This window comes from Dyella sp. M7H15-1 (assembly GCF_004114615.1).
In the GTDB taxonomy this organism is placed as follows: domain Bacteria; phylum Pseudomonadota; class Gammaproteobacteria; order Xanthomonadales; family Rhodanobacteraceae; genus Dyella_B.
In genome coordinates this window covers 3023833-3039617 of record NZ_CP035300.1, presented here as the reverse complement: position 1 = coordinate 3039617, position 15785 = coordinate 3023833, and the positions used below count along the sequence as shown (strand labels likewise).

15 protein-coding genes and 1 pseudogene are annotated in these 15785 nt (G+C 59.3%); 6 read left to right on the top strand and 10 right to left on the bottom strand.

Going from position 1 to position 15785, the window contains the following annotated elements; all coding sequences use genetic code 11:
• Positions 1–5: 5 nt before the first annotated feature.
• The 4 genes from EO087_RS16315 to tsaD are packed head-to-tail and all read right to left on the bottom strand — an operon-like array spanning position 6 to position 2095.
• The gene (locus tag EO087_RS16315; protein WP_164931855.1) at positions 6–152 is read right to left on the bottom strand and encodes a hypothetical protein; all 147 of its coding nucleotides are present in this window, start codon (positions 150–152) and stop codon (positions 6–8) included.
• 16 nt (positions 153–168) lie between these two features.
• Complete coding sequence (gene folK / locus EO087_RS13915; protein WP_128899392.1) at positions 169–651, bottom strand: 2-amino-4-hydroxy-6-hydroxymethyldihydropteridine diphosphokinase; 483 nt, start codon at positions 649–651, stop codon at positions 169–171.
• On the bottom strand, positions 651–1010 hold the full coding sequence (gene folB, locus EO087_RS13910; protein ID WP_128899391.1) for a dihydroneopterin aldolase: 360 nt from the start codon (positions 1008–1010) through the stop codon (positions 651–653). The genes folK and folB overlap by 1 nt, the downstream gene beginning before the upstream one ends.
• Before the next feature lie 32 nt (positions 1011–1042).
• Entirely contained in the window at positions 1043–2095 is a 1053-nt protein-coding gene (tsaD, locus tag EO087_RS13905; protein ID WP_128899390.1) for a tRNA (adenosine(37)-N6)-threonylcarbamoyltransferase complex transferase subunit TsaD, read from the bottom strand.
• 250 nt (positions 2096–2345) lie between these two features.
• Here tsaD and rpsU point away from each other — a divergent pair, with 250 nt between their 5' ends.
• The 5 genes and pseudogenes from rpsU to EO087_RS13880 form a co-directional block, all read left to right on the top strand.
• On the top strand, positions 2346–2561 hold the full coding sequence (rpsU, locus tag EO087_RS13900; protein WP_115477777.1) for a 30S ribosomal protein S21: 216 nt from the start codon (positions 2346–2348) through the stop codon (positions 2559–2561).
• Between the two features lie 164 nt (positions 2562–2725).
• Positions 2726–3172: a GatB/YqeY domain-containing protein gene (locus EO087_RS13895; RefSeq protein ID WP_128899389.1), complete on the top strand. Its 447-nt coding sequence runs from the start codon at positions 2726–2728 to the stop codon at positions 3170–3172.
• A 92-nt stretch (positions 3173–3264) separates the two neighbouring features.
• Complete coding sequence (gene dnaG, locus EO087_RS13890; protein ID WP_128899388.1) at positions 3265–5052, top strand: DNA primase; 1788 nt, start codon at positions 3265–3267, stop codon at positions 5050–5052.
• A 43-nt stretch (positions 5053–5095) separates the two neighbouring features.
• Positions 5096–5713: a DedA family protein gene (locus EO087_RS13885; protein ID WP_128899387.1), complete on the top strand. Its 618-nt coding sequence runs from the start codon at positions 5096–5098 to the stop codon at positions 5711–5713.
• 410 nt (positions 5714–6123) lie between these two features.
• Positions 6124–6363, top strand: a pseudogene (locus EO087_RS13880) (transposase domain-containing protein); the annotation flags it as partial.
• On the opposite strand, the gene EO087_RS13875 reads toward EO087_RS13880, so the two are convergent.
• The 6 genes from EO087_RS13875 to EO087_RS13850 all read right to left on the bottom strand — a co-directional run bounded on the left by EO087_RS13875 (position 6354) and on the right by EO087_RS13850 (position 15142).
• Entirely contained in the window at positions 6354–7220 is an 867-nt protein-coding gene (locus tag EO087_RS13875) for a hypothetical protein (RefSeq protein WP_164931854.1), read from the bottom strand. The pseudogene EO087_RS13880 and the gene EO087_RS13875 sit on opposite strands and share 10 nt — an antisense overlap.
• Positions 7217–7402, bottom strand: a complete 186-nt coding sequence (locus EO087_RS13870; RefSeq protein WP_128899385.1) for a hemagglutinin repeat-containing protein — start codon at positions 7400–7402, stop codon at positions 7217–7219. The genes EO087_RS13875 and EO087_RS13870 overlap by 4 nt, the downstream gene beginning before the upstream one ends.
• A 409-nt stretch (positions 7403–7811) precedes the next feature.
• Positions 7812–10283 (bottom strand): hemagglutinin repeat-containing protein, encoded by a 2472-nt coding sequence (locus EO087_RS13865; protein ID WP_128899384.1) that lies wholly within the window; start codon positions 10281–10283, stop codon positions 7812–7814.
• Positions 10284–10352: 69 nt separating this feature from the next.
• The gene (gene tnpA / locus EO087_RS13860) at positions 10353–10784 is read right to left on the bottom strand and encodes an IS200/IS605 family transposase (protein WP_128898014.1); all 432 of its coding nucleotides are present in this window, start codon (positions 10782–10784) and stop codon (positions 10353–10355) included.
• A 198-nt stretch (positions 10785–10982) separates the two neighbouring features.
• Positions 10983–11363: a hypothetical protein gene (locus tag EO087_RS13855; protein ID WP_128899383.1), complete on the bottom strand. Its 381-nt coding sequence runs from the start codon at positions 11361–11363 to the stop codon at positions 10983–10985.
• Positions 11364–11395: 32 nt separating this feature from the next.
• Positions 11396–15142: a hemagglutinin repeat-containing protein gene (locus EO087_RS13850; protein ID WP_128899382.1), complete on the bottom strand. Its 3747-nt coding sequence runs from the start codon at positions 15140–15142 to the stop codon at positions 11396–11398.
• Between the two features lie 22 nt (positions 15143–15164).
• Here EO087_RS13850 and EO087_RS16310 point away from each other — a divergent pair, with 22 nt between their 5' ends.
• Positions 15165–15644: a hypothetical protein gene (locus EO087_RS16310; protein ID WP_164931712.1), complete on the top strand. Its 480-nt coding sequence runs from the start codon at positions 15165–15167 to the stop codon at positions 15642–15644.
• Positions 15645–15785 lie beyond the last annotated feature (141 nt).

Below are 15785 nucleotides of genomic sequence, written 5' to 3'. Positions count from 1 at the left end.
CACCCTCAAGCCTGAAGCAAACCAGCCAGATCCACCTGCAGCCGATCAACGAAATCACATAGCCCCACCGCAACCAACCGCTCAGGGTTGGCATCGAAGACCAAACCCATCGCGCCGCGAAATGCCTGCTCCACCGGCTTGCGCCGCGGCATGACGTCCAGAAGGCCCCTAGAGATTTATCTGCACCAACGGTTCGCTGCCCGTTGGAAACGCAGCCCACCATTCGGCCATCGTGCGTCCGTCGACGGGATGCCGCAGATCAGGCGCGATATCGACCATCGGCTTGAGCACGAAAGCATGTTTCAGCTCCTTGCGCGGAATATCCAGATGCCCCGGCCCCTGCGTGACTAGATCGTCATAAAGCACGATATCCACATCAAGTGTGCGATCGGCATAGCGCGGCACGGCACGGCGGCGACCGTGACGGTCTTCCAGTGCATGCAGCCAGTCATTGAGTGCGTGCGGGGCCAGATCCGTGTCCATGCCCACCACCAGATTGACGAAGTCCGCGCTGTCAAAGCCCACCGAAGCGCTTCGATAAGCTGGCGAAACATTCAGCGCGCCGAAGCGGGCACGCAATTCTTCCAACGCGGCACGAAGGTAACGATGCGGCTCCTGGTTGGAGCCCAGGCTGAGATAGACACGCGCCATCAGTTCGGTCGCTTGCCGCGCTCGATGCAGACACCCACGGCTTTGGCACCACGCACCGCGCCGGGCTTGGACAGCTTGAGCCGCACCCACGCCACGCCGAACTCTTCGCGAATAATGGCTGCACAACGCTCAGCCAGCGTTTCCACCAATCCGAAGCTGGATTCCCCGACATAAGCCATCAAACGTTTGGACACGTCTTTGTAGTTCAGCGTGTGCGCAATGTCGTCGCTCGCAGCAGGCACGGTGTTGTCGAACGCCATCTCGATATCGAACGACAGCGTCTGGCGCACGCGCTTCTCCCAGTCGTAGATGCCGATGACGGTGTCGATGCGCAGGTCTTCGATGAAAACGATATCCATACGTGCAAGGTTCCGCGATGCGAGGGATGCGATCAAGCAGCAGGCGGCAGGGTTTGCAAATCCCAGCGCGGAAAAACCTGCACCGATTCATCCTGATGCTGGCCATGCGCCAAGCGGATGGCACCAGCCAGCGCGATCATGGCGCCGTTGTCGGTGCAAAACTGCAGGCGCGGAAAATAGGTCTTGAAGCCGTCTTTCGCACCCGCCGCCGCCAGTTCCTCACGCAGGCGCCGGTTGGCGCCCACACCACCGGCAATCACCAACCGCTTCGCCCCCGTATCGGCGAGCGCACGGCGACACTTGATCAATAACGTATCGACCACAGCTTCCTCGAACCCGCGTGCGATATCGGCGCGGGTCTGCTCACTCTGGTCGGACTGCTGCCACGCCAGCAAGACCTGGGTCTTGAGGCCCGAAAAACTGAAGTCGAGGCCCGGGCGATCCGTCATCGGACGCGAAAAGCGGAACAGCCCCGGCCTGCCGCTGCCCGCCAAAGCCGCTAGAGCCGGACCACCCGGGTAGGGCAACCCCATCAGCTTGGCGGTTTTGTCGAAGGCTTCGCCGGCGGCATCGTCAAGCGTGTCGCCGAGCATCCGGTAATACCCAACGGCTTGCACTTCCACCAGCATGGAATGACCGCCGGACACCAGCAACGCCGCGAACGGCGGCTCCGGCGGATCATCTTCCAGTAGCGGGGCCAGCAGATGCCCTTCCATGTGATGCACTCCGATCGCGGGCACTCCGAGCGCCCAGGCCATCGCACGTCCCGTAGCAGCCCCCACCAACAAGGCGCCGACCAGGCCGGGGCCTGCCGTATAGGCCACCCCACCAAGATCGGCCGGGGTCAGTCCGGCTTGGGCCAAAGCTTCGCGCACCAGCGGCAGCAACTTGCGCACGTGATCGCGACTGGCCAGTTCCGGCACTACGCCGCCGTAATCGGCATGCAACCTGATCTGGGTGTACAGCGCGTGTGCCAGCAAACCTTGTCCCGGCGCCTGCGGCTCCCAGCGCAGCAGGGCTACGCCGGTTTCGTCGCAGGACGTTTCGATACCGAGGATGGGACGGGAAGAAGTAGGCAGGGGCATGCTTTGACGGGGTTCTCGGTGCGACCCAAGAGTCACTGGATGATGGGAGAGATGGGTGGCAAGGGCGCTAAAATCGAGGCCCAAGGTAGGCTGAAATGGTATCGACAAAAAGCCGGACCCGCATGCCATACGGTGAACTTCAGCGTTCCGGCCCATCCGCCTTTGAAATCTTTACCTGCCTGCGGGTATACTTCTTGGCTCGCCCGGTTCCGCGGGCCGATTTACCCGTCTTCACCATCCCGGAGTTTTCATGCCCAGCGTAAAAGTTCGCGAGAACGAGCCGTTCGAACTTGCCCTGCGTCGCTTCAAGCGCACCTGCGAAAAGGCCGGCGTGCTCGCCGAGACCCGCAAGCGCGAGTTCTATGAAAAGCCGACTCAGGAACGCAAGCGCAAGCGCGCCGCTGCCGTAAAGCGTCATCTGCGCCGTCTGTCGCGCGACGTTTCCCGCAAGACCCGCCTGTACTGAAGCCTTTCTGCCTCTCGCAGACCCCGAGTTCGGGCGCGATTCGTGCCGAACCGTTCAATTGCTTGCAGTAGGCGCGTCCATTCGCAGCCACTGCCAGTCAGGTACACGCACTGGCCGACGTTGCCCCGCAATGTCGGCTTTGTGCTTTCCGAAGGAGCCTTCTCATGACTTTGAAGCAACAGCTTACCGATGACATGAAGACCGCCATGCGCGGTGGCGACAAGGAACGTCTTGGCGTGATTCGTCTGATCCTCGCGGCGGTCAAGCAGCGCGAGGTGGATGAGCGCATCGAACTGGACGACACCCAGGTCCTCGCCGTGCTGGAGAAGATGCTCAAGCAACGTAAGGATTCGATCAGCCAATACGCCGCAGCCGGTCGCGAAGATCTGGCAGCCGTCGAACGCGCCGAAATGGTGGTGATCGAAGGCTACATGCCCGCCAAGCTCAGCGACGCCGAAGTCAATGCCCTGATCGATGCCGCCATCGCCGAAACCGGTGCCAGCACCGCACGCGACATGGGCAAGGTGGTGGGCGCGGTCAAAGGCAAGGTCGCCGGCCGCGCCAACATGGGCCAGGTATCAGCCCGCATCAAGGCTCGCCTTGGCAGTTGACGTTGGGGTGCAAACCCACGCCCGTGGTGATAACCCAACAATCATCGCGGCATCTGTTGGGTTACGCTGCGCTAATCCAACCTACTTAAACTATGCGCGGCCGCATTCCCGACAGCTTCATCGATGAACTGCTTGCCCGCGTCGACATCGTCGACGTGATCGAGCGGCGCGTGCCGTTGAAGAAAGCCGGACGCGAGTGGACGGCCTGCTGTCCGTTCCATAACGAGCGCACGCCGTCGTTCTACGTCACCCCGGCCAAGCAGTTTTTCCATTGCTTCGGCTGCAGCGCACACGGCAGCGCCATCAAATTTTTGATGGACTACGAGCGACTGGAATTTCCAGACGCTGTCGAAGAGCTAGCGCAATCGGTCGGCATGAAAGTGCCTTACGAAGGCGGCCGCGATAACGCGGCACGCGAGGATAAGACCGATCTCTACGCCGTGCTGGACGCCGCCGCGCGCTGGTATGAAGGCGAGTTGCCCAAAAGCGCCGAAGCAAAGGCGTATTGTGGCCAACGCGGTTTGGATGCGGCCACCATTGCGCGCTTCCGCATCGGCTGGGCTCCGGCCGGCTCCGATGGCGTCATCCGCAGCCTCGGCACCAACGAACAGCGCATGCAGTGGCTGACTGAAGCGGGCATGGCCGCCAGCAACGAGCGTGGCAACAAATACGACCGCTTCCGCGAGCGGCTGATGTTTCCGATCCTCGATCGGCGCGGCCGGGTGATCGCCTTTGGTGGAAGGATTCTTGGAAAGTCCGGCGGCGGGTCGCCGGCTATTGAACCCAGCGCGCAGGACGCGCGCAAAAGTGACGGTCCGAAATACCTCAACTCACCCGAAACCCCACTCTTCCACAAAGGCCGCGAGCTGTTCGCGCTGTGGCAGGTGAAGCAAGCCAACAGCCATTTGGCGCGCATCGTGGTGGTGGAAGGCTATATGGACGTGATCGCCCTGCATCAGGCCGGCCTGCCGATCGCTGTCGCCACCTTGGGTACCGCCACCACGCCCGAGCATACCGAGGTGCTGTTCCGCACCGCGCCGGACGTGGTGTTCTGCTTCGATGGCGACCGTGCCGGTCGCGCCGCTGCCTGGAAAGCGCTGGAATCGGCACTGCCGCGCCTGCGCGACGGGCGGCAGGCGTATTTCCTGTTTCTGCCCGATGGAGAAGATCCGGATACCTTGGTGCGCAAGGAAGGCAAGGACGGCTTCGAAAAGCGTCTGCGCGAAGCCACGCCGCTCTCGGAATATTTTTTCAGCGAGCTCTCGCAAGGCGTGGACGTCAGCAGCCTGGACGGCCGCGCGCGTCTTGCCGAACGCGCACGTCCGCTGATCGCACGCCTGCCCGATGGCGCTTTCCGCGACCTGATGGCGCAAGAGCTGGAAAAGCGCAGCGGCGCGCGTGCTGTGCTGGAACCGAATGCCCAGCCGCGACACCCCATGCAGCGACCGGCCGCCGTGCAACGCTCGCTGGTACGCAGCGCCATCTCGCTGCTGCTCACCCAACCCGGGCTCGCCGACCAGGTGGAAAAGCCCTATGGCTTTCTGTGCCTGAAAAAGCCTGGCGTGGAATTGCTGGCCGAACTGCTGGACCTGGCCCGTGCGCGCCCCGGCATCAACGCGGCCATGCTGATCGAACACTTCAGCGAACGCGCCGAATACGGTTCACTGCAAAAGCTGACCGCCGCCACCATGGTCGGCGAGCCGGAAACGCAGCGAACGGAATTTTTTGATGCCTTGCATCGCATGGAATTGCAAATCATCGATCAGCGCCGGGCGGAGCTGGTGGCAAAAAACCGCGAAGGCGCACTCAGCAACGTTGAAAAAGCCGAACTGCGCGAACTGCTTGCTGCGCGCGCCCCAATGCCGAACGCGACGTCATGAAAGCTGCGGGATACTCCTTGGCTGACACTGACAAGGATCATGGATGGATTTGCTCGAACGCCTGATCACCCTGTTCGCCGAAAATGGCTACGCGGCGGTACTTATCGCCTTGCTGCTGTGCGGCGCCGGCATTCCGATACCGGAAGACATCACCCTGGTGGCCAGCGGCATCATTGCAGGCCTGGGCTACGCAAACGTGCACGTGATGGCGGTCGTGACCATGGCCGGTGTACTGATCGGCGATGCGGCCATGTTTCTGCTTGGCCACCATTTCGGCGTGCACATGCTGCAGTGGAAACCAATCGCCCTGCTGATGCCGCCGCGCCGCTACGTCAAGATGCAGGATAAATTCTCGCGATTCGGCAACCGCCTGATGTTCTTCGCACGCTTTCTTCCCGGTATGCGTACGGCCGTCTATATCACCGCCGGCGCGAGCCATCGCGTCAGCTTCTGGCGCTTCCTGCTGCTCGACGGCCTAGCCGCGCTGGTAAGCGTACCGTTCTGGGTCTACCTGGGCTACTTCGGCGCCAACCGTCGCGAATGGCTGCGCATGTGGATACAACGCGGACAACACAGCCTGTGGCTGCTTGTTGTTCTCGTCGTGCTGGTGATGTTAGTGGCATGGCGGTGGCGTCGGCACAAGCGCAACAATGCAGCGTAATCAACACAGACTCGCCCTCGCTCCGATGAGACCTCACAGGCCAGCGGAGGAGCGTAAAACTATCCACCGTCGATGGATGGACGAGAGCGAGCCCATGAGCAAGCGTACCCCTGTTATTGCATTCAGTAAGCGTCCAACACGCCCACATAGTCACAACGCTAACCGTGCCAGACACTATCACGACCTAGCTTGAAGTGAGTGAGTCATGGCATCGGATCCAAATAAGTTCGCGTACTGGGGTGAACACTGCCGCCGCTGGGAAGGCAGTGGACTGAATCGGTTTGCTTACTGCCGCCAAGAGAACCTGGCGTATGCCACGTTTGAGTATTGGCGACGGCGTATTGCAACGAGCGTTTCCGATGCTTGGACCGCACCGGATTCTTCGCCGTTGACGTGGGTGCCGGCTCGGCGACAACCATGCGGCGGAAAACGCTGTCCGGCCGATCTGTTTGGGAAAAAAGAACTGGTTATTCACCGGATCGGAACGCGCCGGCCAACGTGCCGCTGCGATTCAGAATCTACTCGCCACTGCCAAGCTCAATGGCCTGGAACCTTTTGCTTGGTTGAAAGACACACTGGAAAAACTTCCCACCTGGCCCAACCGACGCATTGACGAACTGCTGCCATTGCGCACGTTGGATTATCCCTGACGGCGGTCACCGCGCTGCTCCACGCATGGACCAAAGGCTGGGCGAAGGAGCGGACTAAACCCGTGTGCTTTGCAAGGTGGATTTGCTGGACGCTTACGACTCACCAAATAGTCGGCCATTTTCTGGACCACGAGCTGGTTAGCCGCAGCACCTAACGCACCTTGCGCCACATTGCCGCCACCCAAGGCCGCGATGCCCGCGCCGACGACCCCATGCAGAATCGTGCGCTCCGGACTGCCTTCGGCCCAGCCCATCTGTCCAGCCAAATCGCCGGCTGCTCGCATGCCCACCTGGCCTACGACTTGCCCCATTTCCATGTTCTCCTGCACTTTCTGTGCATCGAAGATCGGCGCGAGCGCCTGGTTATCGAGGGTGGTATTTCTATCAAGGCCACTGAGATCGGTGTTGCCGTCTCGTTGGATGATCGTGCCTTGCGCAATGCCGCTGTTCGTATCGCTGCTGCTGTGGCCGCTTTGCGGTACGCCAAGCATGGGCCAGCCGCTGAAGCCACCACCGGCACTGTAGCCCGCACTCACGCCGATGCTGCTGGCACTGTAGTTCGCTTCGTTGTGAAGGCTCTCGTAGGTAAGACTGCCGGTGTCGAGCAGGTTCTTGCTCGGGTCGGCACTGCTGGCGATCACGCCGCCAATGAGGTGCGTGTTGCCGCCCACCGTGATATCGAAGCCGCCGCTGCCTGCTTGAATGCCGCTGACTTCATTCACGCTCTGGTAGTGACTATTCACCTTGCTCTGGTGGTAGCTGACGCTGCCGCCCGAGCCGTAGCCGATCACCATCTTGCCGCTGAGCTGCTGTTGCTTGCTAGCGTAGTCGTCGGTGTCTTGTTCGCTTTGGATCAAGAGGTTGCCGCCGATGGCGCCGAGCAGGTGTTGCCGGTGTTGCTGATCACATCGCTGCCGGTGATGTGCACGAGGTTACCGGCCGTGAGCGTGACAGCTCCGTTCAAGCTGCCGATCAGGCTGCCTTGTGGGGTGGTGTCGGTTTCGCTGGTGGTTTGGCTCTCTTTGCTGCTGCCGATCATCAGGTTCAGGCCGCTGGTGAAGACCTATTTGCAGTATTTCGATTTAAGATATTTTTCGCAGTATGGCGAATGCAATCGCTTTGCGGGGTTTCTACGCGGAGTATACCCATCATGACATGCTTGAGTACTTGGCTGATGCCTACAAATTGAATCTCCGTAAGTGCTCACCTGTTGGTAGCCATAGCTTCGCATACACCTTTCTGCGTGAATGACATCACTATCTGAGAAGCGTTGTCCAGCTCCTCCGAAGATGTCTGGATAGCCACATTCCAGCAGCGCGATTTCTACAGGATCACCATCGGCGGGTGAAGACCATTGCTCATATTCAAAGGGATTTGGCCTGTCAACATTCCAAACGCAACCAGAAATCACAAGGACAATGAAAAGCACAATGATAGCTCTCATACCGTCATTCCTTAACGGGCAAAGAGATTGGCTTTTTGTCGGGATATTCTAGCCAGAAATTTCCGCAAGCTGGCGACGTGGAATTTCCATAACAATTATGGGAGGTGCCAGGCTGACCTGTTGCGGCTCTGATAATTTGCTCAAGCATTGTTGTTCCCTGAGGAATGCTTCCTCCCGTAGAAGGGTTCCAGCCAATAAAACCACCGACTGGGTCAGCTATGTGGTTCTGCAACATCAGAATCATGTCATAAGGCCGTAAAGGATTAGATATCCCGCCGTAGCCTTGCAGGACACTCAGCAGCTTGTCCGCAGAAGCTGCGTTGTATGCAGGCCCAAAGAAAGTCACCGTTGCATTGGAAAGAACGCCTTCTGCACCTGGCATCTTGGAAATCGATTCCAATGCATTACCAATGGTCATGGCGTCTCGGCTGTGACCATCAAGATGTAAACCTTCCTGGCCGTAGTACAGCATCATCCATTTGTTTTCTTCGCCAGCGTTAGTCAGCCCCCAGAAGTCGCCCTCAAGATTCTTCTGGTATCCAGCAACTAACAATTCAGACAGACCATTTCCGGCCTTGGGAAACGCAATGTAGTACTGAGGCCCATCCGAGGTACTGTGTTGGTTCGCGTACTTTTCTGCGGCGGCTTGGTCATTGAAGATGCCATTATTAGCAATATGGATTTTTCCGTCACTTCCTGACTGAAGATGCCTCTTCTCCTCATCAGTCAACTTACGCCCAGGAACCAACTTGCCTTCATCATCCTTTATGACCTCATACACATCCGCCGCCTTGACGAACATCGTGCGATACGTCTCATCGGTGAAGTGCGTACCCATCTGATAGCCCAGGCTGTTCGCCACCTGCTCCAACTCGGCGTTGGCTTGCAGCTTGCCAAGGTCTGGGCGCGCCAATGCTTGATTGTCAAGGCTGGCATCTCGACTCAGGCCCGCCATGGCTTGCTCAGCGCTCTTGCCCGTCAATGCTTGTTGCGCCTGCCCGTCCGCGATGGCGATCGTACCGTTGGCGATGGCGCTATGCGTGGTGCTGCTGTGCGCTTCGTCATCACTGCCACCACCCATCAGGTTGCCCACGACGGTCTTGCCGATCGCATATTTGCTTCCGCTGAGTACGCTGTTGTCGCTACCCAAGCTGCTGCTTGAGACTTTGCCACTGCTTTGGTTCTGGATGTCTTCATAGAGGAGCGTGCCAGTGGTCAAGCTGTTCTTGCTGGGATCGGCGCGGCTGGCGATCACCCCTCCGACCAGGTGCGTGTTGCCACCTACGGTGATGTCGAAGCCGCCACTGCCCGCGCCGATACCGCTCACATCGGTCACGCCGGCATAGTGGCTGCTGGATTTGTTCTGACTGTAGCTAAAGCTGCCACCACCGCCGGCGCCGATGACCATGGCGCCACCGATTTGCTGTTGTTTGCTGGCAAAGTCGTCGGTGTCTTGTTCGCTTTGGATCAACAGGTTGCCGCCGATGGCGCCGAGCACGCTGTTGCCGGTGAGTTGGGCGCCCTGGATGGTGGTGTCGTTGCCGCTGATCAACGTCAAGGTGTCGTTGGCGTTGATGCTGCTGATGGCGTGCGAGGTGCCGTTGCCATGCGCACTGCCCTGGCCTACCGAGCCTTCAGCGTAGACGCCGAAGCCGTTGCTGCCGATTTGCAGGCCGATGCCACCACTCGCGTTTTTGTTGCTGCTCTCCAGGCTGTGGTTCTCGGCCTGGCTTAGGAGGTTGAGGTGGTTGGCAGCGGCCAGCGCCACGTTCTGGCCATTGACTTGGCTGCCGATGATCGTCAGATCACCACCGGTGGCCGCCATGATCACGTCGCCATTGCTCTGGATGCGGCTGCCGTAGGCGGTTTCATCGTGGGTGGTGGTGCTACTGCTGGCGCTGCTGGCGCCAAGGCCAATACGTAAGCTGATGCCTTGACTGACATTCGTATCTGCCGATGCTGCCGCGCCGGCTGCGTCTTGGTAGGCGTTATACGCCTCGTAAGCGGTATAGGCAGCTTGGCTCGCATACAGCGCTTTGAGGCGGTCGTCTTCGGCATGGTTGGCGGCTTGAGAGCGGCCGTAGACACTCTGCGCAGCGCTATCCAAGCCCCCACCCAAGCCCAGCGTGATTCCCGCTTGCTGTTGTTTGTAGCTCTGCGTGGTGTCTTGCGTGCCCAACGCCGCGTCGATGATGACGTCGTTGCCGACGATGGCGGTGCTGGTGTTGCTGATCACATCGCTGCCGGTGATGTGCACGAGATTGCCGGCGGTGAGTGTGACGCCACCGTTCAAGCTACCGATGACGCTGCCTTGCGGGGTGGTGTCGGTTTCGGTGTAGGTTTGGCTTTTCTTGTTGCTGCCGATCATCAGGTTCAGGCCGCTGGTGAACACACCGCTGGTCTGGGTGGTGCGATCGTGTTGTTCGCTATGGGTATCGGTGGCGACGCCTAGTTCTAAGTAAGTATCCCCCTGCAAAGCCGGGGGCTTTATTGGGTGAGCCCCTCAAAGGGGCGATAACAGCGTGAGCCGCCTGAAGGCGGCGGGCTACACGCCCAGCTTCATCTCGTCGTAACGTTCATCCTCTTGCTCTTGGTTTCGGATGTATGCCCTCACCATCGCTTCGTCCAAGCCCACCGTCGAGACGAAATAGCCTCGTGCCCAAAACGACTCCCCAGTGAAGTTTCGATTCCGTCCTCCGAACTTGCGCGCAATGGTGATGGCACTCTTACCCTTGAGGTAACCCACCACGTTCGACACTGCATACTTCGGCGGAATGCTGATGCACATGTGAATGTGGTCGCTCATCAGGTGGCCTTCCACAATCTGCGATTCCTTGTGCGAAGCCAACTCGTGGAAGACCTCGCCCAAGTGCTTGCGTAACTCTCCAAACACCTGCTTCTTTCTCCGCTTGGGAATGAACACCACGTGGTACTTACAGTCCCAACGGGCATGACTCAAGCTTTGATACTCTTTCATCGTGAACCTCGTCTCTTGGTCGAGATTTCAGGTTCACTACGACCGCCGTATAGGTCAAACCTTGGTGAGTCCCCCGGCAAAGCCGGGGGCTTACCTCATTCTGAGTTATTACGTGCGGCCATCACGATGTCGTCGGTGGCGACGATTTGCGCAGCTTGGGTGGTGGATGAACCAGCACAACTGGTAAGCAAACAACTTCTAGTCCTTGTATTTTCCGTAGAAAAAACCCTGTCGCTTCATGCATAGAGCGATGAATTTACCTGCATAAATACTTGGAGCATCAATTATTTCCTGATCTACACTGGACCTATAGCGCCGATCAACTATTCGAATATTCTTAAAATCACGCATGATCCGTACATACTCGGGATCCTGTTCCATCTGATTGGAACATTGATCTCTTGCAAGTTGAGCATACTTATGATCTACATCAGGCTTTTGCCAACCCTCATTAGGCACTACCAGTACTCGATGACTATCTCGGGTATATTCCGGAGGCCGAGCACAGGCCGTCAAGATCAACGCCGCCACCATCAAAATAATAGGGGGAAAAAAATCAACTTTACTTTTTTTACCCATAAACTTCTCCTTCGATCGAAATATATGATCCATCAATTGTTCGCACTCCCCCTTTTATCTTTTGAAGGAACCACTAACTCCGGAATGCTGTAGCTCCCTTCGCCCCATGTTTTGTCCGTCATCTCCCGCAATGGTGTGCCTGGTAAGGGTAGGTAGCCGGTATAGGAGCCATGCGAGCTTGGGAAGCCACCATTGTTCTTGTCACTCGTAGCAGGATTGCAACCAAGGATGATGCACCAACTGCCGACGATATCGGTGGGATGGGTGGCTTGATAAACCTTGCCATATCCATCGCCTAGGCTCTGAACCAGCTTGGCCGCATTTAAAGCATTAGCTGCCGCACCGTTATAGACCACGGTGCCAATTGGCAAATTTGCCTTACCTTGCCGCTGCGAATCCTCCAACGCCACCGTCCAGGTCATGCTGCCGCGGCTATGGTTAACGCTATCGATCGATGCGTCTTGTTGTTTGGCCGCGTCAATGAAGTCCTGATTCATCCTCTCCGCACTCGTCAACGGCAACCACCCACCCAACTTGTCATTGAGCTTGTCGTAAGCCGCATACAACCCCTCCGCAAACCAACTGTCCGTATAGGGATTGAGGATGTAGTACACCCCTTGCGCATTCGCCTCGTTAGTGTTTTGCAGGGCGCCGGCGTGAAGGGCCCCTTCCGTGTTATTGAAGATGCCGTTGTTGAAGAGGTGAATGCGGCCGTCGTCACTGGCCTGCACGTCTTCCAGCCTTACTTCGCGATGGCTGCACTTCTGTCCGCCTGCATCGCAGGTTTGCAGCATGATCGTGTTGGGGGCGCTGGCGACACGGCGCACCTGATCCATCTTGATGGCGGTCTGACCTAGCGCAACACCTGTCAAGTCGGTGCCGGTGTAAAGACCCATCGCGGCTACATCCAGCCACTTGGCGGTTTTGGCCAGGGATACCGCCTCGGCGTCCAAACGCCGCGATTCGTCATTGTCGTAGCCGCCGTTTGCCATGCGCACCTCGTGTGCCAGATGACGCTTTTCCTGCACGTGGGCATACAACTCGGCCTTGGCCTGTTGCCGGTTCTGATCGAAGGCTTGTGTCACCTGGACTTGCGTCGCCAGCTCGTTCTCTACCGCCTTGGCGTCGAAGGTGTTGGCAAGTGCGCCGCTGTTCGAGGCGAGCGTATCCGTGGTCGTTGCGGTGGCCATTTTCGCCTTGATGGCTTCCACGGAGTTGCCGGTCGCGGCCTGTCCCGCCACATCATGGATCGTGAGGTTGCGGGTGTTGATGCCAGCGTGGGTCACACTGTTTTGGTGGTCACCGTCATGACCGAAGCCGACCGACTTATTAACCCCCATGCCACCCGGCGTACCATCCTGTGAGCCCATGGCCAGCTCGTGGTTGCCTTGCGGACCTTTGCTATTGACGCCTACGCCACCGCTTGCCGCCCATGCGGAGCCACTATAGTCAGCGTGGTTTTCGATATCGGCAGTAGTCAACGTGCCGGTGCTGAAACGGTTGTTGCTGGCTGCTTCGGCGGTTGCGGTACTGGTGACGATGCCGCCAATGAGGTCGGTGTTGCCTTTGACGTTGATGACATAGCCGCCATCACCCGCCAGGATGCCGCTTTGTTCGTTGACGCTGGCGTAGTCGTTGTTGACGCCGGACTGGCCATAACTGCCGCTGGCCGAGGCGCCGTAACCCACTGTGACCTGCACGTTGCCATTCTTTTGCCCGCTAGTGTAACGGCTGGTGTCTTGCAGGCTTTGGATGACCAGGTCGGCGGCATCCAGTTCGATGCGATCGCCGCTGACCTGGCCCCCTCGAATCGTAGTGGTACCACCACTGCTTAGCGTGGTCGTGCCACCACTCCCGACGTGCGCGTTGACTTGGGTTATGGTCTGACCGTCGCTATGCCCCTTGCCTGCATTGACGCCGGCGGTGATGCCGGCGGCCCAGCCATGGGAACCCACACTTGCCACCAGGCCAGCGTTCCAGCCACTGGAACTGTTGTTACTGTGCTGCGTGGATGTGCTTTGGGCGGCAAAGATATCGATGGCGTTATCCGCATACAGGCCCGTGCCCGTCCCGCCATAGACATCGGAGCCAGAGATGCGGATGTTGGAATCTTGCCCGCCGCCGGTAGCCACGATATCTATGCGACCGTTGGCTTTGATCGAGCTCCCGACTGCTTCATTGCGCTGTATCGTCGTTTCACTCTTGGACTGCTGCGAACCCACCGTGAGAGAAATACCGGCAGCACCCTGGCCGCTCATCGCAGCCGCCGCTGCGCCTACCGTTTGGTAAGCATCGTAGGCGGTACTGGCAGCGACCATGGCGTTGATCCGCGCATCATTGCTGCGCCCCGTGTTTTGGACCGCATGAAAGGTGGCGGCGGCAGCATTGGCCACCGGCGCAGAGAAGCTGAGGGTCAGGCCGCTTTGTTGGGTCTTGGTGACGTCATGATAGGTCGTGGTGGCGTAGGCTTCTTCGATGTTCACGGAGCGGCCGATCACGGCGATATCACCCTGCAACGCCGCGACGGTGGCACTTTGGAGGTGGACGGTATCCCCCGCCGTCACGCTGATGTTACCGCCCAGGCTACCCATAAGGGTGCCGTCGGGCGTGGTCTGAGTGAGCGTGGTGTCATGGCTCTGTTTGGTTTGCCCCACCATCACACCGAAACCCGCTCCCATCACACCTGACTTGCTTTTACTGACGCTGTGTTCTTCCGTGTGTGTGTTGGTAGCCGTGTTGAGTGTGAGGTTGTTGCCGGCGGCCATGATGAGGTCCTGGTCGGCCACCACGTGTGCGGCGGTGGCCGTAAGGTCATGACCGGCGGCGACGGTGACGGTGTTGCCGCTGAGCAGGCTGCCGATGGCGTAGCTGTCTTGTACGGCGTCGTGCGTGGTGGTCGTGGTGCTGCTGAAGAGTCCGCCGCTGTGGGTTTTGGTGTTCTGGACGGTGCTGTGGTTTTCTTGGGCCGAGTTCAGATGGATGTCGTTGCCGGCAGCCAGAGTGATGCCGCCATGGGTGCTGGTGACGTTGGCGGCGACGGTGGTGAGGTCGTGGCCGGCGCTGATCGCGACGCCGTTGGTCGCATCCAGGCTGGTGCCGCGCAGGGTTTCGTCGTCGTGAGCGGTGCTGACGATGGTCTTGCCCTGGACGCCTTGTGTCGTGGTGGAGGTGCTGTCGGTCACAGCGTTGAGCACGATGTCATGGCCGGCGCTGACAGCGAGTTGATCGCCCGCTTTGATTTGCGTGCCTTGGCTGCTGAGATCATTGCCTGCTGCCAGCACGACACTGCCGCCTGCTGTGACGGCGGTGACGGTGTGGGTGGCGCTGGCTTGGCCGTTCATTTGCGTGCCGCTGCGCGCGGTGTGCGTGGCGGCGTTGAGGTTGAGGTTGTTGCCGGCGATCCCTTGCATGTTGTTGCCGGCGTTGATCGCGCTGGCGGTGGCGGTCAGATCGTGACCGGCCGCAAGGCCCAGGTTGTGGCCCGCGCTGACGTTGACGTTGTTGAGCGTGAGGTCGTGGCCCGCTTGCGCGGTGAGGTCGCCGATCGCGGCGATCTGTCCGCCGGTGGGCAGGTTCAGCGTCGGGGCGGCGATGGCGCCGAGGTGCAGGCCGCTGCCGATATCGCCGAGGTTGGTGCTGCTGGTGAGGTGGTTGCCGGCGACCAGTTGCACGTTGCCACCCTGGATCGTGCCGACGTTGAGCAGATCTTGCGCGGTTTGCACACTCAGGTTGCCGCCGGCGGCGAGGTTGCCGGCATTGAGCAGGTTGCCGGCTTTCACGCTGGCGTCCTGGCTCGCTTGAATGTTGCCCGTATTGGCTAAGGTTGCCGCTGCTGTTCAAGGTGACGGTGGTGCCTTGAATCACCGCGCCGCCGGCCACGCTGTTGGCGGTTTTCTGGCTCAGGTAGACGACCGGTACGAGCACGGATTCGCCGTTCACCTGTTCGCTGACCAGCCACACCATGTCTTGCGTGAGGCTCGCCACCTGGTCGGGCGTGAGTGCGACGCCGACGGCGAGATGGAACTGTTGCGCCTCGTCGACGCCGGCATCCATCAGGGCTTTGTATTGCTCCAGTGCGTCGCCGTTGCCGTCGAGGTAACGGCGGCCGGTGAGGCTGGTGAGCTGGTCCATGACCAGTTGCGTACGCTCTCATCATCGACACGGCTCTACTTGCTCGCTATCCAGATATCCTCGATCCAAGCGGCAAGACTTGGCCAGGACTCCTGGGTTGGACCATTGTGCGACCAGAAGCGGACAGAGCCATCTGGGACAAGGCAATAGAAGTCTGCGTTGTCCTCGCATATGGGCAGCCAATCGCCAGGGACGCCACTCGATCGGGCATCGGCTACGACTGCCTTGAGATCAGTCCAATGTGACTGTGGAGACCCCGTGATCGTTACAAGATCGATGGGCCCAAAAAAA

Coding starts and splice junctions, on each gene's coding strand:
- EO087_RS16315 (WP_164931855.1), bottom strand. CDS start 152: ATGCCGCGGCGCAAGCCGGTGGAGCAGGCATTTCGCGGCGCGATGGGT.
- folK (WP_128899392.1), bottom strand. CDS start 651: ATGGCGCGTGTCTATCTCAGCCTGGGCTCCAACCAGGAGCCGCATCGT.
- folB (WP_128899391.1), bottom strand. CDS start 1,010: ATGGATATCGTTTTCATCGAAGACCTGCGCATCGACACCGTCATCGGC.
- tsaD (WP_128899390.1), bottom strand. CDS start 2,095: ATGCCCCTGCCTACTTCTTCCCGTCCCATCCTCGGTATCGAAACGTCC.
- rpsU (WP_115477777.1), top strand. CDS start 2,346: ATGCCCAGCGTAAAAGTTCGCGAGAACGAGCCGTTCGAACTTGCCCTG.
- EO087_RS13895 (WP_128899389.1), top strand. CDS start 2,726: ATGACTTTGAAGCAACAGCTTACCGATGACATGAAGACCGCCATGCGC.
- dnaG (WP_128899388.1), top strand. CDS start 3,265: ATGCGCGGCCGCATTCCCGACAGCTTCATCGATGAACTGCTTGCCCGC.
- EO087_RS13885 (WP_128899387.1), top strand. CDS start 5,096: ATGGATTTGCTCGAACGCCTGATCACCCTGTTCGCCGAAAATGGCTAC.
- EO087_RS13870 (WP_128899385.1), bottom strand. CDS start 7,402: ATGATCGGCAGCAGCAAAGAGAGCCAAACCACCAGCGAAACCGACACC.
- tnpA (WP_128898014.1), bottom strand. CDS start 10,784: ATGAAAGAGTATCAAAGCTTGAGTCATGCCCGTTGGGACTGTAAGTAC.
- EO087_RS13855 (WP_128899383.1), bottom strand. CDS start 11,363: ATGGGTAAAAAAAGTAAAGTTGATTTTTTTCCCCCTATTATTTTGATG.
- EO087_RS16310 (WP_164931712.1), top strand. CDS start 15,165: ATGTTGCCCGTATTGGCTAAGGTTGCCGCTGCTGTTCAAGGTGACGGT.